This window comes from Lentibacillus sp. CBA3610, from assembly GCF_013373365.1.
Taxonomy (GTDB): domain Bacteria; phylum Bacillota; class Bacilli; order Bacillales; family Amphibacillaceae; genus Lentibacillus.
In genome coordinates this window covers 1,189,764-1,215,551 of sequence record NZ_CP035925.1, presented here as the reverse complement: position 1 = coordinate 1,215,551, position 25,788 = coordinate 1,189,764, and the positions used below count along the sequence as shown (strand labels likewise).

Genomic DNA, 25,788 nt, shown 5'->3' with positions numbered 1-25,788 from the left:
GACATCTTACAACGTCAGGACTTAACATATTAATTCGTCTAACAGGGAAAAACAACTATAGGAGGTAGGTATTCATGCAAAATTTCAAGCGCATATTTCTGATTGTCATGGATTCTGTCGGGATTGGTGAAGCCCCGGATGCAAAAGAATTTAATGATGAAGGTGCCGATACATTAGGTCATATCGCTGAACGGATGGACGGTCTGAATATGCCGAATATGGCTAAGTTAGGCTTAAGCAATATCAGGGAAGTTAAGGGCATTGAAAAAGCCGCACCACCAATGGCGCATTATACCAAAATGCAGGAAGCTTCCAATGGCAAAGATACAATGACAGGCCATTGGGAGATTATGGGATTGAATATCCAGCAGCCGTTCCGTACGTTTCCGGATGGATTTCCGGATGAATTAATTTCAGAGTTGGAAGAGAAAACGGGTCGAAAAGTTATCGGCAATAAACCGGCATCAGGCACGGCCATTATTGAAGAGCTGGGTGAGGAACATCTGGACACAGGCGCATTGATTGTTTATACGTCTGCAGACTCTGTCCTGCAGATTGCCGCCCACGAAGAAGTTGTTCCACTGGAGGAATTATATAACATTTGTGAAGTTGCCCGGGAATTGACATTGGATGAAAAGTATATGGTTGGCCGGGTCATAGCACGACCATTCATCGGAAAACCAGGTGCCTTTCAGCGTACTGCCAATCGCCATGATTATGCATTGAAGCCATTTGGCCGTACAGTGATGAATGAACTTGAAGATAGTGACTATGATGTGATTGCGCTTGGCAAAATTTCCGATATTTATGATGGTGAAGGTGTTACGAAAGCCATACGCACTGAAGATAATGAAGATGGCATGACAAAACTCATTGAATCCATGTCAGATGATTTCACCGGATTAAACTTTCTGAATCTCGTTGACTTCGATGCCAAATATGGCCATAGACGTGACCCTGAAGGCTATGGCAGAGCATTGGAAGCATTTGATGCACGGCTGCCGGAAGTCATGAACCGGCTGAATGACGAGGATTTGCTGATTATTACAGCTGATCACGGCAATGATCCGGTCCATCATGGAACAGATCATACACGGGAATACGTGCCATTGCTCATCTATCATACAAACATGGATGGGGGTACAGAACTTCCATTAAGAGAAACGTTTGCTGATATTGGTGCTACTGTTTCTGACAATTTTAATATCAAAATGCCTGAACACGGCAAAAGCTTTTTAGATGATATAAACTAACGAAATTGGAAATGTAATGGAGAGGAGTCAGATAATGGATCAGACAATGATTAAAGATGCTGCAGCATATATTAATGATAAATTGACGTCTGCACCCGGCATTGGACTCATTTTAGGGTCAGGGCTCGGTGTTTTAGCCGATGAAATTGAAAATCCGGTGTCATTCGCTTATAAAGATATACCGCATTTCCCGGAATCAACGGTTTCCGGTCACAAAGGTCAGCTTGTCATCGGCGAACTGGAAGGAAAACAGGTTATCGCAATGCAAGGAAGATTTCACTATTATGAAGGTTATTCCATGCAGCAAGTAACATTCCCTGTCCGTGTCATGAAAGAAATGGGAATCGATTCGATTATCGTTACGAACGCTGCCGGCGGAATTAATCAATCGTACAGCCCTGGTGACTTAATGCTGATTACGGATCATATCAATAATATGGGTGACAATCCGCTGCTTGGACCAAATGACGCGTCGCTTGGTGAGCGTTTTCCGGATATGTCTCAAGTGTATGATAAAGCCTATCTGCAGCATGCAAAGGACCATGCAGCAGCACTTGGGTTGAATGTTCAGGAAGGTGTGTACGTCGGAAATTCCGGTCCGACATATGAAACACCGGCGGAAATTAACATGCTCCGGACACTTGGCGGTGATGCGGTTGGCATGTCAACAGTACCGGAAGTTATTGTTTCAGGACATGCCGGCCTTAGGGTATTGGGTATTTCCTGTATTTCAAACATGGCTGCAGGTATTCTTGATCAGTCTCTGACACATGATGAAGTGATTGAAACAACTGCTCAGGTGCGTGAGGATTTTCTCCGGTTTGTTAAAGAAATTATCCGCACATTGCCGAATTCATAATGGACTAAAGGTGATTATATGCGAATGTATGACATTATTGAAAAAAAGCGTGATGGCAAAAATCTTTCAAGCGAAGAAATCAGTTTCTTTGTCAATGGCTACACAAAAGGTGATATCCCGGACTATCAAGTCAGTGCCCTTTTAATGGCTATTTTTTTCCAGGATATGACTGAAGCGGAACGTGCAGAATTAACAGCTTCAATGGTTGAGTCCGGTGATCAGATAGACCTGTCCGCTATTTCCGGAATAAAAGTTGATAAACACTCAACCGGCGGGGTTGGTGATACGACAACCTTGATCCTTGCCCCGCTGGTTGCTTCACTTGGTGTTCCGGTTGCTAAAATGAGTGGCAGGGGACTGGGTCACACTGGCGGAACGATTGATAAGCTGGAAGCAGTGCCAGGATTTCATGTCGAAATATCGACAGATGAATTTGTTGATCTTGTCAACGAAAATAAGGTGGCGGTTGTCGGTCAGACAGGCAACCTGACTCCTGCTGATAAAAAATTGTACAGTCTGCGGGATGTGACGGCAACGGTTAATTCAATTCCGCTGATAGCCAGTTCGATTATGAGTAAAAAAATAGCTTCCGGTTCAGATGCGATTGTACTGGATATCAAGACCGGTGCCGGTGCTTTCATGAAAGAGCTTGATGAGGCGAAGGAATTAGCGCAGGCAATGGTCTCAATCGGTAATCGCGTTGGCCGTAATACAATGGCCGTTATTTCTGACATGAGTCAGCCATTAGGGAACGCGATTGGTAACGCTCTGGAAGTTAAAGAAGCAATCGAAACACTGCAGGGAGATGGCCCCGACGACTTAACCGAATTATGTCTGGAGCTGGGAAGCCAAATGGTCGTATTGGCGAACAAAGCGGCTACACTTGATGAAGCGAGAGAACGTCTTTCTGACAATCTGAACAATGGAAAAGCATTAGACCAATTTAAACGTTTCCTGGAATCTCAGGGTGGTGACTCACGTGTTGCCGATGACCCGGACATATTACCGCAAGCAACATATACATTTGAATTGCCCGCAAAGAAATCCGGAACCGTTTCGGAAATCATTGCCGATAATATTGGTACAGCAGCGATGATGCTCGGTGCAGGCAGAGCAACAAAGGAATCCGAAATTGATTTAGGTGTCGGCATTGTTTTGAACAAAAAAATAGGAGACCACATCAATGAAGGCGAGTCACTGCTGACGATTCATGCAAATACCAAAGCGGTGGATAATGTAAAAGAAAAATTATATGAAAGCATAACGATAACAGATAGAACTGTCGAAGCACCGCCACTCACATATGACAACATTACAGAGTAGATTCACTTGGGGGTCTGTCACTTGCCACTTTAACGCATTACCGTGGTGGGGGACAGACCCCCCTTATGTATAAGAACACATTCAAATGGCAATCCTAGAACTATATTTAATGTTGGAGGTTGGACAATGAAAAGGTTTGTGTTATTGGTTAGCGTTATATTTACAATTCTAGTGACGCCATTAACTGTGTTCAGTGAAGAGGAGCCGGAAAATGATGCTGAACAGGAACTCAATTTGGCTCCGGATTCCCAGTCAGCCATGCTTATTGAGCGTGACACCGGAAAAGTGCTGTTTGATAAAAATTCACATGAAAAACTGCCACCTGCCAGTATGACAAAAGTTATGACTCTATTATTGATTATGGAAGCCCTTGATGAGGAGAAAATTACCAAGGAAGAAACGATCCGTGTCAGTGAACGGGCTGCATCAATGGGGGGGTCACAAGTGTTTCTCGAGACTGGTGAAGAAATGACTGTCGAGGATCTCCTTAAAGCCGTAGCTGTTGCTTCGGCAAATGACGCAAGTGTCGCTCTGGCAGAACGAATTGCCGGAAGTGAAAAAGCGTTTGTAGAGCAAATGAATGAAAAAGCAAAGGCGTTGGATTTGGAAAACACACAATTTCAAAATACCACCGGGCTGCCGGCTGAAGATCATTATAGCACCTCCCATGATATGGCCATTATGGCAAAAGAATTATTAAAATATGAGTCCGTTACGGAATATACATCGCTTTATGAAGATTATTTACGCGAAGGTGAAGAAGATGAATTCTGGCTGGTTAATACAAATAAACTGGTCAATTCTTATCCGGGTGTTGACGGACTGAAGACCGGTTATACGAATGAGGCAAAGTATTGTTTAACGGCTACCGGGGAACAGGACGATATGCGTGTGATTGCAGTTGTAATGGGGGCAGACACAACCAAAGAAAGAAATGGTGACATCACGAACATGCTTGATTATGCCTTCAATCATTTTGAAACAGAAAATTTGTATGACAAAGGTGAAGCCATTACAACTCTGGAATTACTGAAAGCGGAGGAAGAATCCGTTAATGTGGTTCCATCTGAATCGATTAGCACCATTCATCGTATAGGTGACGAGGACAAAGATGTGACAACTGAGGTAAATATGCATTCTGATTTGGACCTGCCGATTAATAAAGGCGATCAGGTTGGTGAATTAATTGTAAAAGACAATGGCACAACATTATCGAAAACATCACTGGTCGTTGATCATGATGTCCAAACAGCTTCGTATATAACGTTATTAAAACGGACGATGCAAAAAATGGTGAAATAATAGGCATCTGTTCGAATTTTTACTTCTTTTGTCAAGAAGCAGGAATTGATTTGCATCGTGACGAAAGAGTATTCCAGAACGAAAATGTGGGGAGGAAATAAAATGGGTCTGACTACTTCGTTTGACGTTAAAGAAGATGTCCTTATCGTCAGAATGTCCGGCGAATTGGACCATCATGAAGCTGAGGTATTGCGAAACGAGTGGAAAGAAATGATCTATACAAACGCCATTAAACATGTCGTTTTGAATCTTGAATCTGTAACATTCATGGATAGTTCAGGGCTGGGAGTTGTTCTGGGAAGATACAAGGAAGTACTGCAGCTGGGAGGGGAGATGGTTGTTTGTTCCATTTCAGCACCGGTTCATAGATTGTTTGAAATGTCAGGTTTGTTTAAGATTGTCAGGTTAGAGGAGAACGAAGAACACGCGTTATTTACGTTGGGGGTGGCTTCATGAAAAATGAAATGTTTGTCGAGTTTGCAAGTGTAAGTGAAAATGAGTCGTTTGCCAGGGTGACAGTTGCTTCGTTTGTGGCACAGTTGGATCCGACGATGGATGAGCTGACCGAGATTAAAACAGTTGTTTCGGAGGCCGTAACAAACGCGATTATCCATGGTTACAACAATGAACCGGGACACTATGTTTCCATATCCTGTGTGCTTTATGAAGATGAAGTGGAAGTAACCATTAAGGATAACGGTAAAAGGCATTAGTGACGTGGATGAAAGCAAGACACCGCTCTATACATCAAAACCGGAATTGGAAAGATTCCGGGATGGGATTTACCATCATCGAGAATTTCATGGGATTGCCACTGGATAATCATATCGTCCCCGGAAAGTGGTACAACCCGTTCACATGACAAAACAACTATCAAAAAAAACGGTTTCTAAATAGGGATGCCTATGGACGTTAATGTAAGAAATGATAACCGTCAAGATTCGTTGACTGACGAACAGGTGAAGACGTATATTCATAAGAGCCAGCAAGGTGACAAACAAGCACGGGATTTGCTTGTTGAAAATAATGTCAGGACTTGTATGGTCGGTTGTACAAACGTTATCAATCGGGGATATGATCCGGAATGATTTTATTCCAAATAGGCAGTATTGGTTTGATAAAAGCAATAGATAAATTTGACTTATCCTATGATGTAAAGTTTTCCACATACGCTGTGCCCATGATAATCGGCGAAATACAACGCTTTATCCGGGACGATGGCAGTGTTAAAGTGAGCCGTTCCTTAAAAGAGACAGGGAACAAAATACGTAAAACCCGGGATGAATTGACAAAACAGCTCGGCCGGACACCAACTGTTCTGGAAATTGCTGAGGCACTGCATATTACATCTGAAGAAGTCGTACATGCCGAGGAAGCTGCAAAGTCGCCACACTCTATCCATGAAACGGTTTTTGAAAATGATGGGGATCCGATTACATTATTGGATCAGATTGCCGATGATGACACTAAATGGTTTGATAAACTGTCACTGCAGGAAGCAATCAGAAGACTTGATGAACGCGAACGGCTCATTTTGTTTTTAAGATATTATAAGACCGAACGCAATTCGGAAGTGGCCGACAGACTTGGTATTCGCAAGTTCAGTAATCAAGGGCTGGAGAAAAAAAATCTTAATGATATGAGTAAATATGGATTCCATGATAAAGTGAAACTTCAATCAGTGGAGCGGTTTTTTCCACTGATTGTTAGTGAACGAAATCGGAATTTAGGGCCGGTAACCCGCCGTTTTTTTTTGGCGGGATACCGGCCTTATATGCGGGATAAGTGAAACTTCAATCAGTGGAGCGGTTTTTTCCACTGATTGTCAGTGAACCGAATCGGACATTTAGGGCCGGTAACCCGCCGTTTTTTTTGGCGGGATACCGGCCCTTATATGCGGCACAAAAGGCTGTCCCGATTAATTTGAATTGGGACAGCCTTCTATCGTTAACAGTACCCTTTTTAACCTTCACTAAGGCAGCTTTCAAAAAATAGTTGATTTGCCGCAAAATCCATAAACTGCGAAACAACTTTTGGAATGTGGTTTCTCCAATTCTATCGGGACCTGAGTTGCTCGTCCGTCGCTGCGGAAAATACTCCCTTCCGCGGGGAACGCCTCAGCCTCCTCGCTCGCGGCCAACACGATGTTGGTTGCGGGAGGCGTTGGCTATTGACGTGGCGAATTTAGCCTTTGTTCCTTGAACGCTCCGCTGCGGGTCATCAGACTGTTTCCTTTCCCGCAGGAGTCTCGCATTTTTCCGCAGCTCGTGTCGTGTTCTGTCCTAGTGGAGAAGATTCAATACAGAAAGTCAACACCAGCGGAGTGTATTTCCGGAGCGGTGTCATTACACTCAAATATTTCAGTGTTTCGCATTTTATATCAACTACGAAATTTAAAAGCATCAAAGTTTCTAATGATCGTTGCCTCTGAATTTTTCAGTCCAGCTAGCTTTTTCTGTGATAAATCTGCCACTCTTAACCAATACTATAGAATATAACATTGTAAAGGGTGATTCCTGCATGTCAGAAATCGTCTACCTGCGCATGAAAAAAAATGTTGACATGACATATTTAAAGAAAGTGAACCTGAAGGATATTGCAAATATTTCGACAAAGTCGCCGCTGAAAAATGAATTGGAAAAAACACCAATTTACCGTATCACCAAAAAAGACAGGAATGTTGTCATCGTTGACAGCTTTTTAGTTATCGATCATTTAAATAAACACTACAATGACTTGGAATTTCAGCTTATCGGGCCAACTCATACCATTATCCGGATTCAAACGCATAAAAAATCCCCAAATATATTGATCGTGGCAATTGTTTGGCTGCTTCTTTTTATTGGGGCAGCCATGACGATTATGAACTTTCATTACGATGTCAGCATGCAGGAAGTGCAGCAGAAACTTCACTTTTTACTGACGGGTGAAGAAAACCAATACCCGTTATGGATTCAAATTCCGTATTCATTCGGTCTCGGGATTGGGATGCTGCTATTCTTTAATCATTGGTTTCAGAAGCGTATTAATGAAGAACCAAGCCCTCTTGAAGTTGAAATCTTCAATTACCAGCAGAATATAGATCACTATTTAAGCCATTATGAGAACAAACTAAATGATAAGTGACGTTTTCATCAGACTATCGGAGGTAACAATTGGATTCGCTGCTGGTGTTGCTGTCGGGGCCGGTTTTGTTGCGTTTTTAACGGTATTGGGAATCATTCCAAGATTAATCCAATTAAGCAAGACGGATGCGTTTATTCCGGTTTACATCGCAAGTATCATTTTTGGTTCTTTGTTTGGGGTTTATTTGTCTTTTGTGGATATTTCGTTAAATCATCCCCTTATTTTACTCATTATATGGGGTGTATTTCACGGGATTTTCAATGGCATGCTGGCAGCTGCTTTGACAGAAGTCCTGAATGTATTTCCTATTCTTTCAAAGCGTATTCGACTGGAAAACAAAATGCTGTGGTTATTAATGGCCATTGTATTTGGCAAAATTGCCGGCTCCCTTTTTCAATGGACCATATTTGTGAAATAACTTATCCCGATACAAATACAGAATAAGTGGAGAGTTGAATAGTTATGAGTCAAAATCAGAACGAAAGTCCGATTTACGCAAAAATAGAAAAAAATGAACAATATATGAAAGAAAATATTGGACTGGGGACATCATTCGATCTCGGTTTTCGGGAAATGATCATCTTAAAACAAAAAGTCCAGTTGTATTATGTTACGGGTCTTACGGATGCATCAGTTGTTCAGCAGATCATGCGTCAACTCGTCCAAATCAACGATGATGAGACGAATGCAAAGAAATTACCGGAAATCGTGGAAAACCGGATTATTTATCAGCAGGTTGAACCAACGGAGTCTCTGGATGAGGCTGTCGATCAAATGCTATCCGGTTTAGTTGTTATTTTTATTGATGGAATAAAATATGCATTTATCGTTGATGTCCGCAATTACCCGGGACGATCACCGCAGGAACCGGATACCGAGCATGTTGTCAGGGGTTCCCGGGATGGTTATACAGAAAATATTATTGAAAACACAGCACTCACAAGAAGACGAATCCGCGATGCCAGGCTTCGTCATGAAATGCTGAAGGTCGGGGAAAGGTCCAAAACGGATATTTGTTTATGTTATATTGATGATATTACGAACGATGGTCTGATTGAATTAGTCAGAGATCGATTAAACGAGATTGAAACTGATGGCATTACCATGACAGATAAATCGTTGGAAGAATTCATTGTTGGCCCCAAGTGGAAACCGTATCCATTAGTCCGGTATACAGAACGTCCTGATGTGGCTGCAACCCATCTGATGGAAGGACATGTCGTATTAATTGTCGATACCTCACCAAGTGTCATTATTCTGCCAACAACGTTCTTCCATCATGTACAGCACGCCGAGGAATACCGCCAAACACCTTTAATCGGAACCTTTATGCGCTTCACAAGGTTCATCGCCATTATGGCGTCCATTTTTCTGCTGCCTTTATGGCTTTTATTCGTAATGGAACCTGCGTTATTGCCAGCAGAACTTTCATTTATTGGTCCTAAGGAAGAAGGAACAATCCCTGTTGCTATACAAATCATTCTGGCTGATCTGGGGATCGAGTTTTTACGGATGGCTGCTATTCATACACCGACCCCACTGGCAACCTCGATGGGATTAATCGCCGCAGTATTAATCGGTCAGATTGCTATTGATGTAGGATTGTTCGGGCCTGAAATAATTTTGTATGTTTCGATAAGTGCCATTGGTATATATGTCACACCAAGTTATGAGTTGGGCGTGGCCAATAAGATTGCCAGGTTCTTCATGATTTTAGCTACTGCTTTCTTCGGTTCGCTTGGATTTGCAATCAGTTTCACACTTTATATTCTTTATCTGACGCATTTAAAGTCATTACAGACACCTTACTTGTGGCCCTTTATGCCGTTCAATGCAGCAGGAATAATTGAGATAATCTTCCGTGTTCCCATGCCATACTCAAACAAGCGTCCCAGTGTTGTACATCCTAAAAATGATTACAGGCAACCGAGGTGATAACTGGCAGGAATTTGTAACAGGAAGGCGCTCAATATGCAGCTGTGAACTGCTTCCGATTTTTGGCGTTTCTACGCCTTTCTCACTTTCGTTTTTGGTTTTTATGTGATAAAGTATTTTTACGCTTTAGGAAACAGGGTATTCAGGCGGATTTAAACACGGTTGCCGCTATACAACAGGGCAAGCTTTCGTGTTTTCTGATTATCTGGAGCTGTTGTCCGTTACGTTATTGGGAGGAATTTATATGATAGTGGATTATCATCCATTTGAGATAAATGAAGCAGGGCATTTGGAAATTGGCGGAAAGGATTCGGTGGATCTTGCCAATAAGTATGGTACACCATTATACGTTTTTGATGTTTCGTTAATACGGGAAAATTGCCGGGCATTTGTCAACACATTTAAAGAGCTTGACGTCAAGGCACAGGTAGCATATGCGAGTAAAGCTTTTTCTTCTGTTGCAATGCTTCAGGTGATTAAACAGGAGAACTTAAGCCTGGATGTCGTATCACAGGGTGAACTGTATACGGCGCTTTTAGCAAATTTCCCTGCAAAGAAAATTCATTTACATGGCAATAATAAAAGCTATGATGAGCTGGAAATGGCCATCGAACATGACATTGGCTGTATCGTTGTTGATAATTTTTACGAAATTGAACTGATCAGCCGGATTCTTGAAGAAAAAGATAAAACCGTAAATGTCTTAATGCGTGTTACACCAGGAATTAAACCAAACACACATCAGTATATTGTAACCGGAAATGAAGATTCCAAATTTGGTTTCGATTTGGAAAATGGACAAGCTGATAAGGCGTTTTTACAATTACTGGAACTAGAAAACGTTCATTTTAAAGGTTTGCACAGTCACATTGGTTCACAGTTATTTGAAACGGAGGTCTTTCAGATGACTGCCGATGTATTATTCCGAAAACTAGCCGATTGGTATGCTGAATACAATTTCACACCGGAAGTGCTGAATCTTGGAGGAGGCTTTGGCATCCGTTATACCGGGGAAGATCAGCCGTTGCCCTATGCTGAACATGTAAGAGAAATCGTGGCATCTGTTCAGGAACAATCAGCCTCCTATAACCTGCCTTTACCGGAAATATGGATTGAACCGGGCCGGGCCATAGTCGGGAATGCCGGTGTAACCCTGTATTCTGTTGGTTCAATGAAAGAGATTCCGGGCGTGCGCAAATATGTTTCAGTTGATGGTGGTATGACAGATAACATACGACCAGCACTGTATGAGGCTAAATACGAGGGTGTTCTGGCAAACAAAGCAGCCCATCCAGTAACAGATACGGTTTCTGTAGCCGGTAAATGCTGTGAATCCGGGGACATGCTGATTTGGGATCTTCCAGTACCTGAGATAAGTAGTGATGATATTTTGGCTGTTTTTTCAACAGGGGCATATGGCTATTCAATGGCAAGTCATTATAACCGTTTTCCAAAACCGGCAGCTGTTTTTGTTGAAAATGGACGTGATCAGCTGGTTGTCAAACGTGAAACCTATCACGATGTAGTAAAAGACGATCTTTCATATGAGTGATGATGTTGTTTTCTGTTGGAAGGTCAGCTAAAATGATATAAGAAACCGAAAAAGGGGATATGGAAAATGCAGAAAAAAGGTTATATCTTAATGGAGAATGGAAATAAAATTGAATTTGAACTTTATCCGGACGAAGCGCCAAATACAGTGGCGAATTTTGAAAAACTCGCAAACAGTAATTTTTATGACGGTTTGACGTTTCACCGTGTAATCAATGGCTTTGTCAGTCAGGGAGGCTGTCCAAACGGAGATGGCACAGGAAATGCCGGCTATACGATTAAATGTGAAACAGAAGGCAATCCGCATAAACACGGAGAAGGCTCACTGTCTATGGCTCATGCCGGAAAAGATACGGGAAGCTGTCAATTTTTTATTGTTCATGAACAACAACCGCATTTGGACGGTGTACACACTGTATTCGGTCAAGTAACATCAGGTGTTGATTTCGCAAAGGCAATGAAAAATGGTGATGTTATGAAACAGGTTAAAGTTATGACAGAATAATAGATTGTATGACTATTTATTTAGTTGTATACCTTATTTTATTTGCTGCACCGTTTGGAACGCTGATACATGAAATAGGCCATGTTCTTGGTGCAAAATTAGTCAGCGCTGATAAAATTACGTTGACGATGGGCGCAGGCAGTACCATTTTTCGTTTCGTATGGAACAAAACAGATATTTCGATACGCGTGTTGTTCTTTTTAGGCGGAATGGCGGGCAGTGAACGAAGAATGCCCTATCAGTCTACTGAGCAGATCATCATTGCTGCCCTCGGCCCGGTGAGCAGTATTATCGCTTCAGGTCTGTGCTATGGCTTGTACAACGTTTATCCCAACAGTTATTTGCTGATACTGTTACTGTTTAATTTATGGATTGCAGTCCTTAATATTGTTCCATTCCGTATCAAAGATAAAAAGTCAGATGGATTTGTGATCTGTCAGGCTATCAGAAAAAGATAGGAAGGTATGTTTTATCGAAAATATGGTCATGATGATAAAGGATGAATGTAGATTTGAACCGGCGTAAAAAGAATTGGCTTCTATTTTTTATTCTTTTGGGTCTTGGAATCGTTTGGGGCTTTATTTATTGGTTTGCTATTGTTTTATAGAGGTTTTTGAGTTAAAGTGAAACGTCAATCAGCGAGCTTATTGCCAGTTACATGTGAGACAAAATGTTTCATAATGTTGACAAATTGTGTCTCATACGGCATAACTATATATACAAACGTTTGTGTCTCAGACACCATTTTCCATAGTTTGCTCTTCCTGAAATGGTAAGTTTCGATCATAATGAGGGATATATATGTTTATCAGGTATAAAAAAAATTATGAAAAGATTGCGATGGGGCTGCTCTCCTTTATGCCCGAGGAAAAGGATGTCAAAAAGCTGCAGCAGACCATTAAGGAATATGAAACGAATACGGATTGGCACCTTTTCCTGTGGAAGGAAGAAGACGTGCTTGGAGCGATTGGTGTGCGTATAGAGAATGACATTAATGCAGTTGTCCAGCATATAACTGTGAATCCCTCGCATCGGAATTCAGGAATTGGTAAAAAGATGGTAGAGGAAATACAGAATATGTATGGCGATAAGTATGCAGTCTGTGCTAATGAGTCAACACAACAATTTCTTAATAAATGTACGGAAGACACACAGCAGAATGATGAAAATGACTAACCAGGAGCCATCTTTCAGGAAGATGGCTCTTGTTAGTGAAAATAGTCTTAAGACAGGTTCTGTCAATCAATTACATCCATGCAGCACCGACAATAATCAGGAGAATGAACAATACAACGATCAGCGCAAATCCTCCGCCATAACCATAACTCATAATGATATTCCTCCTTTTTTGCTTAACGAATAAATGTTTTTTTGGTAACATTTATCTTACGTTAATAACTTATGATGATAATAGCCAAGTTGTATGGGCGATTAATTCAATTTATATTTAATTTTTCCCGGATGAGAGGAGGGCTGTTGTGAATCAGTCGTATCAGGTCAAATTAGATACTTTTGAAGGTCCTCTTGATCTATTGCTGCACCTGATTAACCAGTATGAGATTGATATATACGATATCCCCGTAGCACAGATAACCGAACAATATATGGATTATATTCACACAATGCAGTGGCTTGAGCTTAACATCGCCAGTGAATACTTAGTGATGGCATCCACGCTCTTAGCCCTGAAAAGTCAGATGCTTCTGCCAAAGCAGGAAATTGAAGAATCTGATGAAGAATATATGGAAGATCCGCGTGAAGAGCTGATGCAGCGTCTGATCGAATATCGGAAATACAAGGGTGCTGCCAAAAAACTGCAAGCTAAAGAAACAGAAGCAAATCAGATTTTTACCAGACCACCAGTATTTTTGGATCATCCTGAAACCAGACCGCCTGTTGTAAAAGGCGATACCTCCATTTATGATATGATCCACGCATTAGGAAACATGTTTGATCGCAAAAAATGGAATGAACCGTTGGAAACCAGGGTTACAACAAGCGAAATTCCGATTGAACAACGAATGACCGAAGTGCTTGATAAAGTAAAATATTCCAATAGCGGTATACTTTTTGACGAATTGTTTGAATACCCGTCACGTTCACATATTGTCATGACATTTATGGCAATACTGGAGCTCATGAAAAATAATAATGTAACATGTAAGCAGGAAAACCACTTTGACCAACTGTATGTATTTTATGTGAGGGATATTAATCGTGGAAATGAATGAATTGAAAGCCATAACAGAAGGATTATTATTTGCAAGTGGTGATGAAGGGATTACAGTAAAGCAATTAGCACGGGTTCTGGATGTACAGGGTCATACAGTTGAACATTTACTGGAAGAATTAAAATATGATTATGACAACACAGGTCGTGGCATGTTATTGATGCAATCACATGAGGTTTTCCATCTGACGACCAAACCTGAGCATAGTCCGTATTTAAAAAAATTGCTTGAAACACCACAATCTACAAAAATGTCACAAGCTGCACTGGAAACACTGGCAATAATCGCCTATCAGCAGCCGATTACCAGAACTGAAATTGAAGATATACGAGGCGTGAAAAGTGATCGGCCTGTACAGACTTTGATTGCCAGATCATTGATCGAAGAAGTTGGCAGAAAAGAAGGGGCAGGTCGTCCGATATTATTTGCAACAACAAAGGACTTCCTCACCTATTTTGGGTTAACTTCCCTGGAAGAACTGCCGCCTTTGCCTGATGACATTAATACGGATGACCTGGAAGAAGAAGCCGATTTGTTCTTTGACACATTTTCAGAACAGATCGATCAAAGCAATCATCGTTAACAATCCCAAATATTTTTGTCTTGATCCTTACTTTCATTGGTAAGGATTCTTTTGTTTAGGCTGGTTTTCTCAAATATTGTTGTTTTTGCCACAAAACCCATAAAGTGCGATACGACTTGGTTCCCTCTGTCTATTGAGGCCTGAGTGCTGATTCATCGCTGCGGAAAAATACTCCCTTTCCGCGGGGAACGCTTCAGCCTCCTCGCTCGCAAAAACCGCTCGCTGCGGGGTCTTCAGACTGTTCCTTTCCCGCAGGAGTGTCGTATTTTTCCGCAGCTTAGTGTCGTGTTCTATCGTAGTGAGAGAACATTCAATGTACAGAAAGTCAATACCAGCGGAGCGTATTTCCGGAGCGGTGTCATTGCACACAAATTTTACTATGTCGCATTTTATATCGACTACGAGGTTAAAAAGTATCAAAGTTTACAAAAAGGAGCTTTGTTTGAATGGTCAGTTTTTTCTAGTCATATCCCTTATAAGGACATGCATAAACTGTATAGACAAACCAATCGTCTGCAGGAGGAAAATGTATGCGTTATGCCGTAATAGCACTTGTTTGTCTTCTTATAGGGGGGTTGTTTAATCCGACAATTGGACAAGCAGCCAATCCTGGTGTTTCAGCAAATAATGCCGTATTGATAGAACAGTCATCGGGAAGGGTATTATTCGAAAAGCAAGCTCATCAAGAGCAGCCAATTGCCAGTATTACAAAAATCATGACTGCGATCATTGCAATTGAGTCCGGAAAATTGAACGAAACGGTAACGGCCAGCGATCGTGCCATCAACGCAATCGGGTCTTCCATTTATTTGGAGAAAGACGAAAAAATGAAACTGAAAGATCTTGTTTACGGGTTGATGCTTCGTTCGGGCAATGATGCAGCTGTTGCCATAAGTGAACATGTCGGCGGAAGTGTAGAAGGATTCGTCCATTTAATGAACCGGAAAGCAGAGTGGCTTGGGATGACGAACACTTCTTTTGAAAACCCGCATGGACTCGATTCCGATAATCATTATTCCACCGCATATGATATGGCAATCTTAATGCGTTATGCGATGGATAATGAACTTTTCAGGGAAGTGACTGAAACTGTAAGCTATAAATCGGAGAAACGGGCGTATGCCTGGCGGAACAAAAATAAGTTACTAACGGGTATGTATGACTATTCAAATGGCGGAAAAACAGGTTATACAAGAGTTGCCGGGAGAACGCTGGTAAGTTCAGCATTAAAGAATGATATGGAATTAATCGCTGTCACCTTAAATGGTCCTGATGATTGGCGTGATCATATAGAAATGTTTGAGTGGGGATTCGAGCAATATGATATGACAACGATTGATCAAAAAGGCGAAAGTATTTATCAAATTGAAGAAACCGGCAATCAGGTTACCGGCTATTTACACCGTGATATTACGTTGCCGCTTAACGCAAATGAACAAAACCAAATTGAAAGTCAATCATTTATACTACATGATAGTCCACGGACAGCTGAGGATGTCATTGGAAAGACCATCTATTTTCTGGATGCTGTACCGGTTATCGAAACGCCAATCTATTCTGAACGGCACGAAACAGAATTTTTGACGGATATTGTATCGGTTTATCAGCGGATGACTGGATTTGATCCGAATGGTTAATATCATATGGGCTTTGATGGCCGGTATCGGAATTATTTATGCTATGTTCAACGGGACGATGGATAAGGTTAATGAAGCTTTATTTGAAAGCGCGGAAGAGGCGGTTACGTTATCGATCGGTTTAATCAGTATTCTGGTATTCTGGCTTGGAATTATGAAAATCGCCGAAGAAGCGGGGATACTGGAATTTCTGGCTAAAGTATTCAGGCCGATAATCGTTAAAATATTCCCGGACATTCCAAAAGATCATCCGGCAATCGGTTATATCCTATCCAATGTAACCGCAAATTTATTTGGCCTGGGAAATGCTGCAACACCAATGGGAATTAAAGCAATGGAACAAATGAAAGAATTAAGCGGGAGCGACACTGCTTCACGTTCCATGATCACCTTTCTGGCTATAAATACGTCCAGTTTAACAATCATACCAACGACCGTTATATCAATACGGATGCAATATGATTCCGTCTCACCAACTGAGATTGTCGGCACTACGATTATTGCAACACTTATTTCGACGATCAGTGCGTTAATCATTGACCGTATTTTTTATTACAGGAGTCTCAGGAGGAAAGGGATATGAGTGTTATTACAACAATCAGCACCTGGCTGATTCCATGCTTTATTCTGATTGTCTTATTTGTTGCTACCTGGAGGCGTGTGCCAACATATGAAAAGTTCGTGGAAGGAGGGAAAGAGGGTGTCAAAATGGCATTTTCTTTACTTCCTTTTTTAGTAGGCATGATTGTAGCCATTTCGATATTACGCAGCTCGGGCGCATTGGATGCATTCATTCAATTTATTTCACCTTTTCTCATATTTATTGGTGTACCGCCTGAAATCATTCCGTTGGCGATGGTACGGCCGATATCAGGGACAGCAGCATTAGGAATGACGACAGAGTTGATTGGAAACCATGACCCTGATTCATTCATCGGCAGATTAGCATCAACCATGCAAGGCAGTACGGATACGACGTTATACATACTAACGATTTATTTTGGCGCAGTCGGTATACGAAAAATGGGTTATGCGTTAAAAGTTGGACTATTAGCTGACCTTGTTGGTATAATTGCCTCGATAATTGTTGTAACGTTAATTTTTGGATAAACTGTTAAAGTAGCGTTAACATATGGTTAGCGCTATTATTATGTTTTAGATTAAAGAAAAATGGTGATATGATGACAAATTCATTGGAACGATTGCAGAAAGTTATTGCTCAAAGTGGTGTAACATCACGCAGAAAAGCGGAGAAACTGATTGCAGATGGTAAAGTAAACGTTAATAAAAAAACAGTAACCGAATTAGGGACAAAAGTAGGCCCTCATGATGATATTGAAGTGGAGGGTGTGCTGCTGGAAAAAGAAGAACCTGTCTATTATATGCTCTACAAACCCAGAGGTGTCATTTCCAGCATTCAGGATGATAAAGAACGAAAAGTTGTAACCGATTATCTTGGTGAGGTTCAGGAGCGTATTTACCCGATTGGCAGGTTGGATTATGATACATCCGGAATTTTGTTGTTAACGAATGATGGCGATTTTGCCAATTTGCTGATGCACCCGAGTTATGGCATTGATAAAGTCTATGTTGCCAAAATAGAAGGGATTCCGGACAAACAAGAACTTAACAAACTGCGAAAAGGCGTTCGTTCAGATAATGACCTGTTAAAGGTTATCAGATATAAAATACTTGAAACAGACCGGAAAAAGAATACAATGATTATTGAAATGACACTGCATGAAGGTAAGAACAGACATATTAAACGCATGATGGAAGCGTTGGGCTACCCTGTTATCAAATTAAAACGGGAAAGGTATGGTCTATTGACGTTGCATCGTATGAAACCAGGGGATTATCGTTCGCTTACCCCGCATGAGGTTAAAAGAATGCGTCTGTTGGCAAGTGAATAAATTGTTAAACAATAGACAAATTTGCCATGCTGATTACATGGTATAATGGCACAGGGAGTGACAAACAATGAGTCAAACTTTGGCAAAATCCAACAAACAACGTAAAAAAAAGAATCGCCTGATTTTCAGGACAATTGTGTTGGCGGTGCTGCTTGTTGCTGTTATATATGCTTTAGTATCCAATTTCACCCAGGATCAGGCAGAAGTTAGTGCAGGCACACAGGCACCAGACTTTAAACTTGAGCAAATAAATGCGAATAACGAAAGTGAATCCATTCAATTGAGTGATTTTGAAGGAAAAGGTGTCATGCTGAATTTCTGGGGTACGTGGTGTGAACCATGTGAAGATGAAATGCCATATATGGAATCATTATACCCCGAATACAAAGAAAAAGGTGTTGAGATTATAGCTGTCAACCTCGATACAACAAAATTTGTTGTCGACAGATTCATTGACAAATATGATCTGACATTTCCTGTTCCATATGATTCCAATAGTGAAGTGATGAATGCCTATCAAGTCGAACCGCTTCCAACGACATTTTTCATCAAGCCTGATGGCGAAATTAATGAAGTTGTTGAAGGCGGGCTGACCTTGGACCGAATAGAGGAACATCTTCAGGAAATACAACCTGACCAGTAAATGAGGTACCAATTGTGAGGGATACGAATGGAAAAAATAAAATGTGAATGCGGCCATGTTAATCCGGAGGGTACCGTTCTCTGTGAAGCGTGCGGTAAGCCGGTAGAAGAGAACCAGCATATTGATGGAAATGATAAACGCAAATTGCTCAATATGCGTTATGACGGAAGTGCACGCCGCTCACAAACATATAATAAAACAATTGTTGATAAAATATGGAATTTCTTTTCTTCTGTAAAAGTTGGGGTCTGGTTAATCGTTCTTGCTCTGATTGCCTCAGGGATTGGAACGATTTTCCCACAGGAACAATACATACCGCCGGAAGCACCTTCACGTGACCCGTCCGTTTATTATGAAGCTCAGCATGGCATTTTTGGATTAATTTATTATCAGCTCGGTTTTCATAATTTATACAGTTCCTGGTGGTACTTGCTTTTAATCGCATTAATCGGTATCTCACTCGTTATTTGCAGTATCGACCGGTTTGTTCCACTGTATAAAGCATTGAAAAATCAAAGGCCGAGGCGGCATAAACAATTTCTTAATCGCCAGCGTCTGTTCAGCAAAACAGATTATGTAACCGATGATGAAAAATCAAAACTCGTATCCGGTCTTAAAAAGAAACGGTATAAAGTATATGAGGAAAATGGTCACATATTGGCGGAAAAGGGGCGCTTCTCCCGCTGGGGACCGTATGTCAACCATATCGGCCTAATCATAATTCTGATTGCGGCATTATTGCGTATGACACCATTCATGTACCTTGATGAGTACGTTTGGGTCAGAGAAGGTGAGCAAAAAAGCATCCCTGGAACAGACGGTGAATATCACATTGAAAACCAGGAATTTATTCTGGAAACATATGACGAGGATGACGAGCGATTCCAGGATGCGATTGAACAGCAAGGCATGGTGGAAAAAAACTTCCAGACAAATGCGGTTATTTATAAGGAAACCGGTGAAGACATAGCAGGAGCGGAGCCCGAACTTGAAAAAGTAACGGAAGATGAAATGCGTATGAACGAACCGCTGAAATTTGACAAATATACGTTATATCAGGCTGGTTATCAGCAAAACGAGTTTCAAAGCATGTCATTCAAAATTCATGAAACAGATGATCCCGATGAAGAATCATTGGGTGAATTCACCGTTGATTTGACTGATCCGCAAGATGAATATAATCTTGATAATGGTTTCCAGGTTCTTGTCAGCCAATATTACCCGGATTATGAGCTCAGCGACGAAGGTGAACCAAGATCCCAAACCAATTATCCAAGAAATCCGGCTTTCGTTTTTACAGTTCATCCTCCCGATAATGAAGAATCTGAAATGAGTTTTGTTGGTATTGGAAGAAATGTTGATGCAACCGGTGAGAACGATTATAAACTGGGTGTTCAGGATTTTGAAACGCGTTATGCAAGCGGGATCACAGTAAGAGTTGATCATACCCTGCCATTTTTCATAATTGGAGCAGCAATATTCATGATTGGTGTCATTCAAGGCATGTACTGGCACCACCGGAGAATTTGGCTGAATCCTGAAGGTGAAGGTCTTATGATGGCCGGGCATACAAATAAAAACTGGTTTGGCCTGAAAAAAGATATTGAAGAAATCATTGAAGATACCGATGTGAAAATGGTTGACGATCAACAGGAACTTGAATAGCGGTATAGCGAAGGAGGATATAAATGGGTTCATTGATTGAGATAAGCAGTACGATGCTGTACACGGCATTCGTTCTTTATTTGATTGCTACCTTTTTTTTTGGTGCGACAATCAGACAAAAAAACAAGCGTACCAAAAAGGGGATTAGCGGAAAAATTGGAATCACACTTACCATTGTGGGTTTCCTTGCACAAATTGTCTATTTTATTACGAGGTGGATGGCAAGCGGGCACGCACCCGTCAGTAACATGTTCGAATTTGTGACATTTTTCGGCATGTCACTGGTGTTGGCATTTATTGTCCTTTACTTTATTTACAAGTTAGATATACTAGGTTTGTTTGCCCTGCCTGTCGCCATGATATTAATCGCCTATGCGAGTGTGTTTCCGTCCGAAATTGCACCACTGGTTCCGTCACTGCAAAGCCATTGGTTGTACATCCATGTGACAACAGTTGGGTTAGGTCAGGCAATTTTGGCAGTTAGTTTTGTAGCAGCACTCATATATCTGATCAGGCAAATCGATCAGACCGTGCGGAGCAAACGGACAATATTGCTCGAGATCATTTTGTTCGGCTTGTTCATCTTTGTAGGCTTCAGTGTCATATCGACCGCTTTCAACATTTCAGGATACAGCGCAGAATTTGAGTACTCCTTCAATGGTGAGACGGTTACAACGGATTATCACCTGCCGCCAATTGCCGGCCCGAACGAGGGGTCCCTTTTAACAGGGGACCGGATGGAACCGTTGTTTGATGCTCCGTCATGGATGCAAGGGGTCGATGCAGCCAGAAAATTCAACACACTTATTTGGTCCGTGCTGACTGGACTGGGTTTATACGGCTTAACCCGGCTCATTTTGCGCAAACGGGTCGGAGCGGCTATCCAGCCCTTCCTGAAAAAGGCTAAACCTGATATGCTTGATGAAATATCATATCGTGCAGTAGCTATCGGATTTCCTGTATTCACATTAGGTGGCCTGATATTCGCTGCCATTTGGGCGCAAATTGCCTGGGATCGTTTCTGGGGATGGGATCCTAAAGAAGTTTGGGCGCTGGTGACATGGTTCTTTTATGCCGCATTCCTGCACTTGCGCTTATCAAGAGGTTGGCATGGTGAAAAGTCAGCTTGGCTGGCTGTTATAGGCTTTGCGATTATACTATTTAACCTGATTGCCGTTAACCTGCTTTTAGCGGGGCTTCACTCCTATGCATAGACATAATGGCTTTCCACGTCATTAGCGGCGCACGAAACTTATAAAAAGGGGGGACTTAAAATGAATGAAAATCCGAAAATATTAGTAGTCGACGATGAGGATCGAATTCGCAGACTGGTTAAAATGTATCTTGAGAAAGAAGATTTCATTGTAGAAGAAGCGGGAGACGGGAAAGAAGCATTAGAGCTCGCATTGGATACAGACTTCGACGTTATCTTGCTGGATATTATGATGCCTGAGATGGATGGTATTGAAGTGACAAAGGAATTGCGCAAAGAAAAAATGACACCAATTATCATGCTTACGGCTAAAGGCGAGGAATCCAATCGCGTCCAGGGTTTTGAAGTCGGGTCGGATGACTATATCGTGAAACCTTTCAGCCCAAGAGAAGTTGTGCTGCGGGTCAAAGCCGTTTTAAGAAGGGTTACCTCCAGCAAATATAATGAGACGGATAAGCCTACTAAAAATTTAATTGTTTTTCCGCACCTGACCATCGACTATGATGCCCATCGCGTAACAGCTGATGGGATCGAGGTCAGTCTTACACCGAAAGAATATGAATTATTATGTTTCCTGGCTGAAGCACCTGATAAAGTGTTCAGCAGGGAAGTATTGCTGAAGGAAGTATGGGAATATGAATTCTTTGGTGATTTGCGGACAGTTGACACACATGTGAAACGGCTGCGGGAAAAGTTAAATCATGTATCCAAACAGGCCGCAGATATGATTGTAACTGTCTGGGGTGTCGGATATAAATTTGAGGTAGATGATGCATAATGTTCTGGCGTAGCGTTGTAGGAAAGCTAGCAATAACAATACTATTGCTAGTTTCTTTTGTATTGTTTATTCTAACGATTCTATTATTGGAGTTTTTTGAAACCTTTCATATTAACGAAGCCGAAAATGATATGATGCAAACCGCAACAAGGGTGTCCCAGATGGTTGAACAGTACGATGACCGGGACCTGGCTTTGGAAAATGCGGAACTGATTAAAGATCCGGTCAGCCGGATTGCCGTTGTTCACGGTGACGGCACACACCGGATTTCGGACAGTACTGATGATGACTTAAATGATCTTAACCTGGAATGGCTGCAGACGGATGAAGAATTAATGGGCGTTTTTACAGATGGTGAAAATGTCAGAAAAGAAACGAGTTTGCCAAACAGTGATGTTGAGGCGATGATTGTTGGTACACCGGTTAATCAGGATGGGGCAGTCTTTATCTTTCAATCATTGGATATTGTGAATCAGACAAAAGCTGAGACAACTAAAATCATCTTCCTGGCCGCCGGGATTGCTATTATTTTAACTATCATATTTGCATTTTTCCTGTCGACACGAATCACATCACCACTGATCAAAATGCGGGAGGCAGCACTTGATTTGACGCGAGGGGAATTTAACACAAAAGTACCGATCCTGACGCATGATGAGATTGGTGAACTGGCGATGGCGTTTAACCGAATGGGCAGACAGCTGAAATTTCATATCAATGCTTTAAGGCAGGAAAAGGAACAGATTTCGAACATTGTCAGTTCAATGGCCGATGGTGTCATCACGCTGAACCGAAACGGCGATATGCTGGTCACCAATCCGCCTGCGAAACAGTTTATCGAAAATCTTTATTATGAGAATGGTATGGAATTGAATGAAGATAATCCGAAATCACCGGAACCATTAAACGACATATTGCGCAGTGTGATTCATGATGAAAATGAAGTGGTCCGGGAAATAAATTCACAAGGCCGTACATGGGTTATGATTATGACACCGTTGTATGATCAGACTTATGTGCGCGGAGCGGTAGCAGTTATCCGGGATATGACAGAGGAAAGGCAAATGGATAAAATGCGTAAAGGTTTTATTGCTAATGTATCCCATGAATTGCGGACACCGATATCGATGCTGCAAGGATATAGTGAAGCGATTGTTGATGATGTTGCTGAATCAAAAGAGGAAAAAAATGAATTGGCGCAGATTATTCATGAAGTATCATTCCGAATGGGCAGACTTGTCAATGAACTTTTGGATCTTGCCCGAATGGAAGCCGGTTATACGCGGTTGAATAAAGAAACCGTTAATGCGGATGCTTATGTGGAACGTATTATCAGAAAGTTCAGGGGAATAGCTGAGGATAACGATGTTCAATTAATATCGGAAAAGAATCTGACTGTTTCCGACATATCAATTGATGCTGACCGTTTAGAACAAGTTTTCACGAATTTGATTGATAACGCCATCAGACACACGAAAGAAAATGGTTATGTGAAGGTTATTGTCGACAGTTCAGATACGTATCTTTATATATCCATTGAAGATAATGGGAGTGGCATACCGGAAGAAGATATACCTTTTGTTTTTGAACGGTTTTATAAAGCTGACAAATCACGGGCAAAAAGCAGCAGTAAAAAAGGAACTGGCCTCGGCCTTGCCATTGCCAAAAATATTGTTGAAGCTCATGAAGGTAGGATTAGTGTTAAAAGCAAGATGAATGAAGGGACAACATTTGAAATCAAAATCCCATTACATGCTGATTAAAAATGTTTTTTTCAAAGAGACACTGGAATAAAATATTGAATTATGATAGGATAGCTTTGACATTTTAAAGAGGTATAATAGATATTGGTGCTTTTGTTTGAAAGGGAATCCAGTGAGAAGCTGGAACTGTCCTCGCAACTGTAAGTGAGATACGAAATAAGCATTAACCACTGTATGGCATTCCATATGGGAAGGGCTTAAAGTAGGTATATGTCACAAGTCAGTAGACCTGCCAATGTCTGATGTTTCAATGCTTCGGGGATTTGAGCGATTGGGACAACCGGAACCTTAGTATGAATGACGTATGTATGTTTCGATTGTCTTTAAGCTGACCTTTGAAGGAGGTTGGCTTTTTTAATGTTCTATACTGCCATTCTTGTAGTGTTTTTGGTTTCCATTGTCCATTTCTCCTTTTAAACCTGGCTTATTATCAAGCCTTTAGACAAAGCCCGGTTCACACAAATGCAGATAAGTAAGTCTGAAATGGCTTACTGTCAAAAACAAACATATATGGGAGGAATCAGCAGTGAACAAATGGATTTTACGTATTGCATCATTATTCGTTGTTATCGGATTGCTAGCCGGGTGTGGTGCCGGTGAAGAACAAACTGAATCAAACAACAATTTACAGACTGCTACAAACGAAAATACCGATGGAGAACTTAGTGAAGATGAGATTCGTATTACGGTAAGTATGGATAATGGGGCGGAATATGTAGCCGAAAAAGAAATTGAGATTGAAGAAGGCGCTATTTTAATGGATGTTCTTCAGGAGAATTTTTATGTTGAAACCGAAGAAAATGGACAATTTATAACGACCATTGAACGTGTATCTGCTGAAGAAGATGAACAAAAGGCTTGGATTTTCGAGGTAAATGGTGAGATGGCAAATGTAGGTGCCGCCGAATATGAATTATCTCCCGGCGATGAAGTAACATTCGATTTACAGGCATGGGAATAAGTTGATGAACACATATAAATTAACGTTGCTGGCATTGCTCGCTGCACTTGCGGTTGTCGGAAGAAGTTTTTTTGCATTTCTTCCCAATGTGCAGCCGGTTACAGCATTGATTATCATTTGCGGGTTCCTGCTGGGTCCAATGGCTGCCCTCACACTGGCATTATTAACGACGTTTTTATCAAATATGCTGTTGGGCATGGGTATTTGGACGATATGGCAGGTTGTTTCCTGGGCAATGATAGGTGTCATGAGCGGCTGGTTAGGCAAGTATTTCGGACAAATCCCGATATACGCCATCGCTTTGTTTGCCGTTTTCAGCGGTTATTTATATGGGTTTATCATATCATTGACAACATACTCAATTGCCGGCAAATTTTGGCCATACTATTTGGCAGGTCTGCCGTTTGATACGTATCATGCAATTGGCAATGCCGTATTTATTATTTTATTATACCCGATTGTAAGCCACTTCTTTAAAAAATATGCGAATAATCGTTTTAATTTACAAAATGCCAACTAAACACTGTTGGTATTTTTTCATTTTTAA

The 25,788-nt window shown here is 41.3% G+C and carries 26 protein-coding genes, 2 pseudogenes and 1 riboswitch; of the genes and pseudogenes, 27 read left to right on the top strand and 1 reads right to left on the bottom strand.

The window, feature by feature from the left end:
* Positions 1-74: 74 nt before the first annotated feature.
* The 14 genes and pseudogenes from deoB to Len3610_RS06110 all read left to right on the top strand — a co-directional run bounded on the left by deoB (position 75) and on the right by Len3610_RS06110 (position 13,030).
* Positions 75-1,253, top strand: coding sequence for a phosphopentomutase (gene deoB, locus Len3610_RS06175; RefSeq protein WP_176447181.1), 1,179 nt, complete (start codon positions 75-77; stop codon positions 1,251-1,253).
* A 34-nt stretch (positions 1,254-1,287) separates the two neighbouring features.
* Positions 1,288-2,112 (top strand): purine-nucleoside phosphorylase, encoded by an 825-nt coding sequence (locus Len3610_RS06170; protein ID WP_176447180.1) that lies wholly within the window; start codon positions 1,288-1,290, stop codon positions 2,110-2,112.
* Between the two features lie 18 nt (positions 2,113-2,130).
* Complete coding sequence (locus Len3610_RS06165) at positions 2,131-3,435, top strand: pyrimidine-nucleoside phosphorylase (protein WP_176447179.1); 1,305 nt, start codon at positions 2,131-2,133, stop codon at positions 3,433-3,435.
* A 126-nt stretch (positions 3,436-3,561) separates the two neighbouring features.
* The gene (locus Len3610_RS06160; protein ID WP_176447178.1) at positions 3,562-4,737 is read left to right on the top strand and encodes a D-alanyl-D-alanine carboxypeptidase family protein; all 1,176 of its coding nucleotides are present in this window, start codon (positions 3,562-3,564) and stop codon (positions 4,735-4,737) included.
* A 102-nt stretch (positions 4,738-4,839) separates the two neighbouring features.
* Positions 4,840-5,193, top strand: a complete 354-nt coding sequence (gene spoIIAA / locus Len3610_RS06155; protein WP_176447177.1) for an anti-sigma F factor antagonist — start codon at positions 4,840-4,842, stop codon at positions 5,191-5,193.
* Positions 5,190-5,542, top strand: a pseudogene (gene spoIIAB, locus Len3610_RS06150) (anti-sigma F factor); the annotation flags it as partial. The gene spoIIAA and the pseudogene spoIIAB, both read left to right, overlap by 4 nt.
* 100 nt (positions 5,543-5,642) lie before the next feature.
* Positions 5,643-6,337, top strand: a pseudogene (locus tag Len3610_RS06145) (SigF/SigG family RNA polymerase sporulation sigma factor); the annotation flags it as partial.
* Between the two features lie 920 nt (positions 6,338-7,257).
* A complete protein-coding gene (locus tag Len3610_RS06140) occupies positions 7,258-7,863 on the top strand; it encodes a stage V sporulation protein AA (protein WP_176447176.1) in 606 nt (201 codons plus the stop codon).
* On the top strand, positions 7,853-8,281 hold the full coding sequence (locus Len3610_RS06135) for a stage V sporulation protein AB (RefSeq protein WP_176447175.1): 429 nt from the start codon (positions 7,853-7,855) through the stop codon (positions 8,279-8,281). Before Len3610_RS06140 ends, Len3610_RS06135 begins: the two co-directional genes overlap by 11 nt.
* 44 nt (positions 8,282-8,325) lie before the next feature.
* A complete protein-coding gene (locus tag Len3610_RS06130) occupies positions 8,326-9,798 on the top strand; it encodes a spore germination protein (RefSeq protein WP_176447174.1) in 1,473 nt (490 codons plus the stop codon).
* A gap of 244 nt (positions 9,799-10,042) precedes the next feature.
* Positions 10,043-11,350, top strand: a complete 1,308-nt coding sequence (gene lysA / locus Len3610_RS06125) for a diaminopimelate decarboxylase (RefSeq protein ID WP_176447173.1) — start codon at positions 10,043-10,045, stop codon at positions 11,348-11,350.
* Positions 11,351-11,416: 66 nt separating this feature from the next.
* The gene (locus Len3610_RS06120; RefSeq protein WP_176447172.1) at positions 11,417-11,854 is read left to right on the top strand and encodes a peptidylprolyl isomerase; all 438 of its coding nucleotides are present in this window, start codon (positions 11,417-11,419) and stop codon (positions 11,852-11,854) included.
* 8 nt (positions 11,855-11,862) lie between these two features.
* Positions 11,863-12,312 carry a site-2 protease family protein gene (locus tag Len3610_RS06115; RefSeq protein ID WP_176447171.1) on the top strand — a complete coding sequence of 150 codons (450 nt, stop codon included), beginning with the start codon at positions 11,863-11,865 and terminating at the stop codon, positions 12,310-12,312.
* 343 nt (positions 12,313-12,655) lie between these two features.
* The gene (locus tag Len3610_RS06110) at positions 12,656-13,030 is read left to right on the top strand and encodes a GNAT family N-acetyltransferase (protein ID WP_176447170.1); all 375 of its coding nucleotides are present in this window, start codon (positions 12,656-12,658) and stop codon (positions 13,028-13,030) included.
* 70 nt (positions 13,031-13,100) lie between these two features.
* Here Len3610_RS06110 and Len3610_RS06105 read toward each other — a convergent pair whose 3' ends face one another.
* On the bottom strand, positions 13,101-13,184 hold the full coding sequence (locus tag Len3610_RS06105) for a YjcZ family sporulation protein (protein WP_079529326.1): 84 nt from the start codon (positions 13,182-13,184) through the stop codon (positions 13,101-13,103).
* 148 nt (positions 13,185-13,332) lie between these two features.
* On the opposite strand from Len3610_RS06105, the gene Len3610_RS06100 reads away from it, so the two are divergent.
* From Len3610_RS06100 to Len3610_RS06040, 13 genes are all read left to right on the top strand, one after another.
* Positions 13,333-14,085 carry a segregation/condensation protein A gene (locus tag Len3610_RS06100; RefSeq protein WP_176447169.1) on the top strand — a complete coding sequence of 251 codons (753 nt, stop codon included), beginning with the start codon at positions 13,333-13,335 and terminating at the stop codon, positions 14,083-14,085.
* The gene (scpB, locus tag Len3610_RS06095) at positions 14,072-14,668 is read left to right on the top strand and encodes an SMC-Scp complex subunit ScpB (RefSeq protein WP_176447168.1); all 597 of its coding nucleotides are present in this window, start codon (positions 14,072-14,074) and stop codon (positions 14,666-14,668) included. The genes Len3610_RS06100 and scpB overlap by 14 nt, the downstream gene beginning before the upstream one ends.
* 530 nt (positions 14,669-15,198) lie before the next feature.
* Positions 15,199-16,305 carry a D-alanyl-D-alanine carboxypeptidase family protein gene (locus tag Len3610_RS06090; protein ID WP_176447167.1) on the top strand — a complete coding sequence of 369 codons (1,107 nt, stop codon included), beginning with the start codon at positions 15,199-15,201 and terminating at the stop codon, positions 16,303-16,305.
* Positions 16,298-16,888, top strand: coding sequence for a nucleoside recognition domain-containing protein (locus Len3610_RS06085; protein ID WP_176447166.1), 591 nt, complete (start codon positions 16,298-16,300; stop codon positions 16,886-16,888). The genes Len3610_RS06090 and Len3610_RS06085 overlap by 8 nt, the downstream gene beginning before the upstream one ends.
* Positions 16,885-17,415, top strand: coding sequence for a spore maturation protein (locus Len3610_RS06080; RefSeq protein ID WP_176447165.1), 531 nt, complete (start codon positions 16,885-16,887; stop codon positions 17,413-17,415). The genes Len3610_RS06085 and Len3610_RS06080 overlap by 4 nt, the downstream gene beginning before the upstream one ends.
* Before the next feature lie 71 nt (positions 17,416-17,486).
* Positions 17,487-18,218: a pseudouridine synthase gene (locus Len3610_RS06075; RefSeq protein WP_303700370.1), complete on the top strand. Its 732-nt coding sequence runs from the start codon at positions 17,487-17,489 to the stop codon at positions 18,216-18,218.
* Positions 18,219-18,285: 67 nt separating this feature from the next.
* Positions 18,286-18,861: a thiol-disulfide oxidoreductase ResA gene (gene resA / locus Len3610_RS06070; protein WP_176447164.1), complete on the top strand. Its 576-nt coding sequence runs from the start codon at positions 18,286-18,288 to the stop codon at positions 18,859-18,861.
* A gap of 27 nt (positions 18,862-18,888) precedes the next feature.
* Positions 18,889-20,526 (top strand): cytochrome c biogenesis protein ResB, encoded by a 1,638-nt coding sequence (locus tag Len3610_RS06065; protein ID WP_176447163.1) that lies wholly within the window; start codon positions 18,889-18,891, stop codon positions 20,524-20,526.
* Between the two features lie 23 nt (positions 20,527-20,549).
* Complete coding sequence (gene ccsB / locus Len3610_RS06060) at positions 20,550-21,740, top strand: c-type cytochrome biogenesis protein CcsB (RefSeq protein WP_303700136.1); 1,191 nt, start codon at positions 20,550-20,552, stop codon at positions 21,738-21,740.
* A gap of 60 nt (positions 21,741-21,800) precedes the next feature.
* A complete protein-coding gene (locus Len3610_RS06055) occupies positions 21,801-22,517 on the top strand; it encodes a response regulator transcription factor (RefSeq protein WP_176447162.1) in 717 nt (238 codons plus the stop codon).
* Positions 22,517-24,280 (top strand): ATP-binding protein, encoded by a 1,764-nt coding sequence (locus Len3610_RS06050; protein ID WP_176447161.1) that lies wholly within the window; start codon positions 22,517-22,519, stop codon positions 24,278-24,280. Before Len3610_RS06055 ends, Len3610_RS06050 begins: the two co-directional genes overlap by 1 nt.
* A 68-nt stretch (positions 24,281-24,348) precedes the next feature.
* Positions 24,349-24,532: riboswitch (cobalamin riboswitch) on the top strand.
* Positions 24,533-24,806: 274 nt separating this feature from the next.
* Positions 24,807-25,241, top strand: a complete 435-nt coding sequence (locus tag Len3610_RS06045; protein ID WP_176447160.1) for a DUF4430 domain-containing protein — start codon at positions 24,807-24,809, stop codon at positions 25,239-25,241.
* 4 nt (positions 25,242-25,245) lie between these two features.
* Positions 25,246-25,761: an ECF transporter S component gene (locus Len3610_RS06040; protein ID WP_176447159.1), complete on the top strand. Its 516-nt coding sequence runs from the start codon at positions 25,246-25,248 to the stop codon at positions 25,759-25,761.
* Positions 25,762-25,788: the final 27 nt, after the last annotated feature.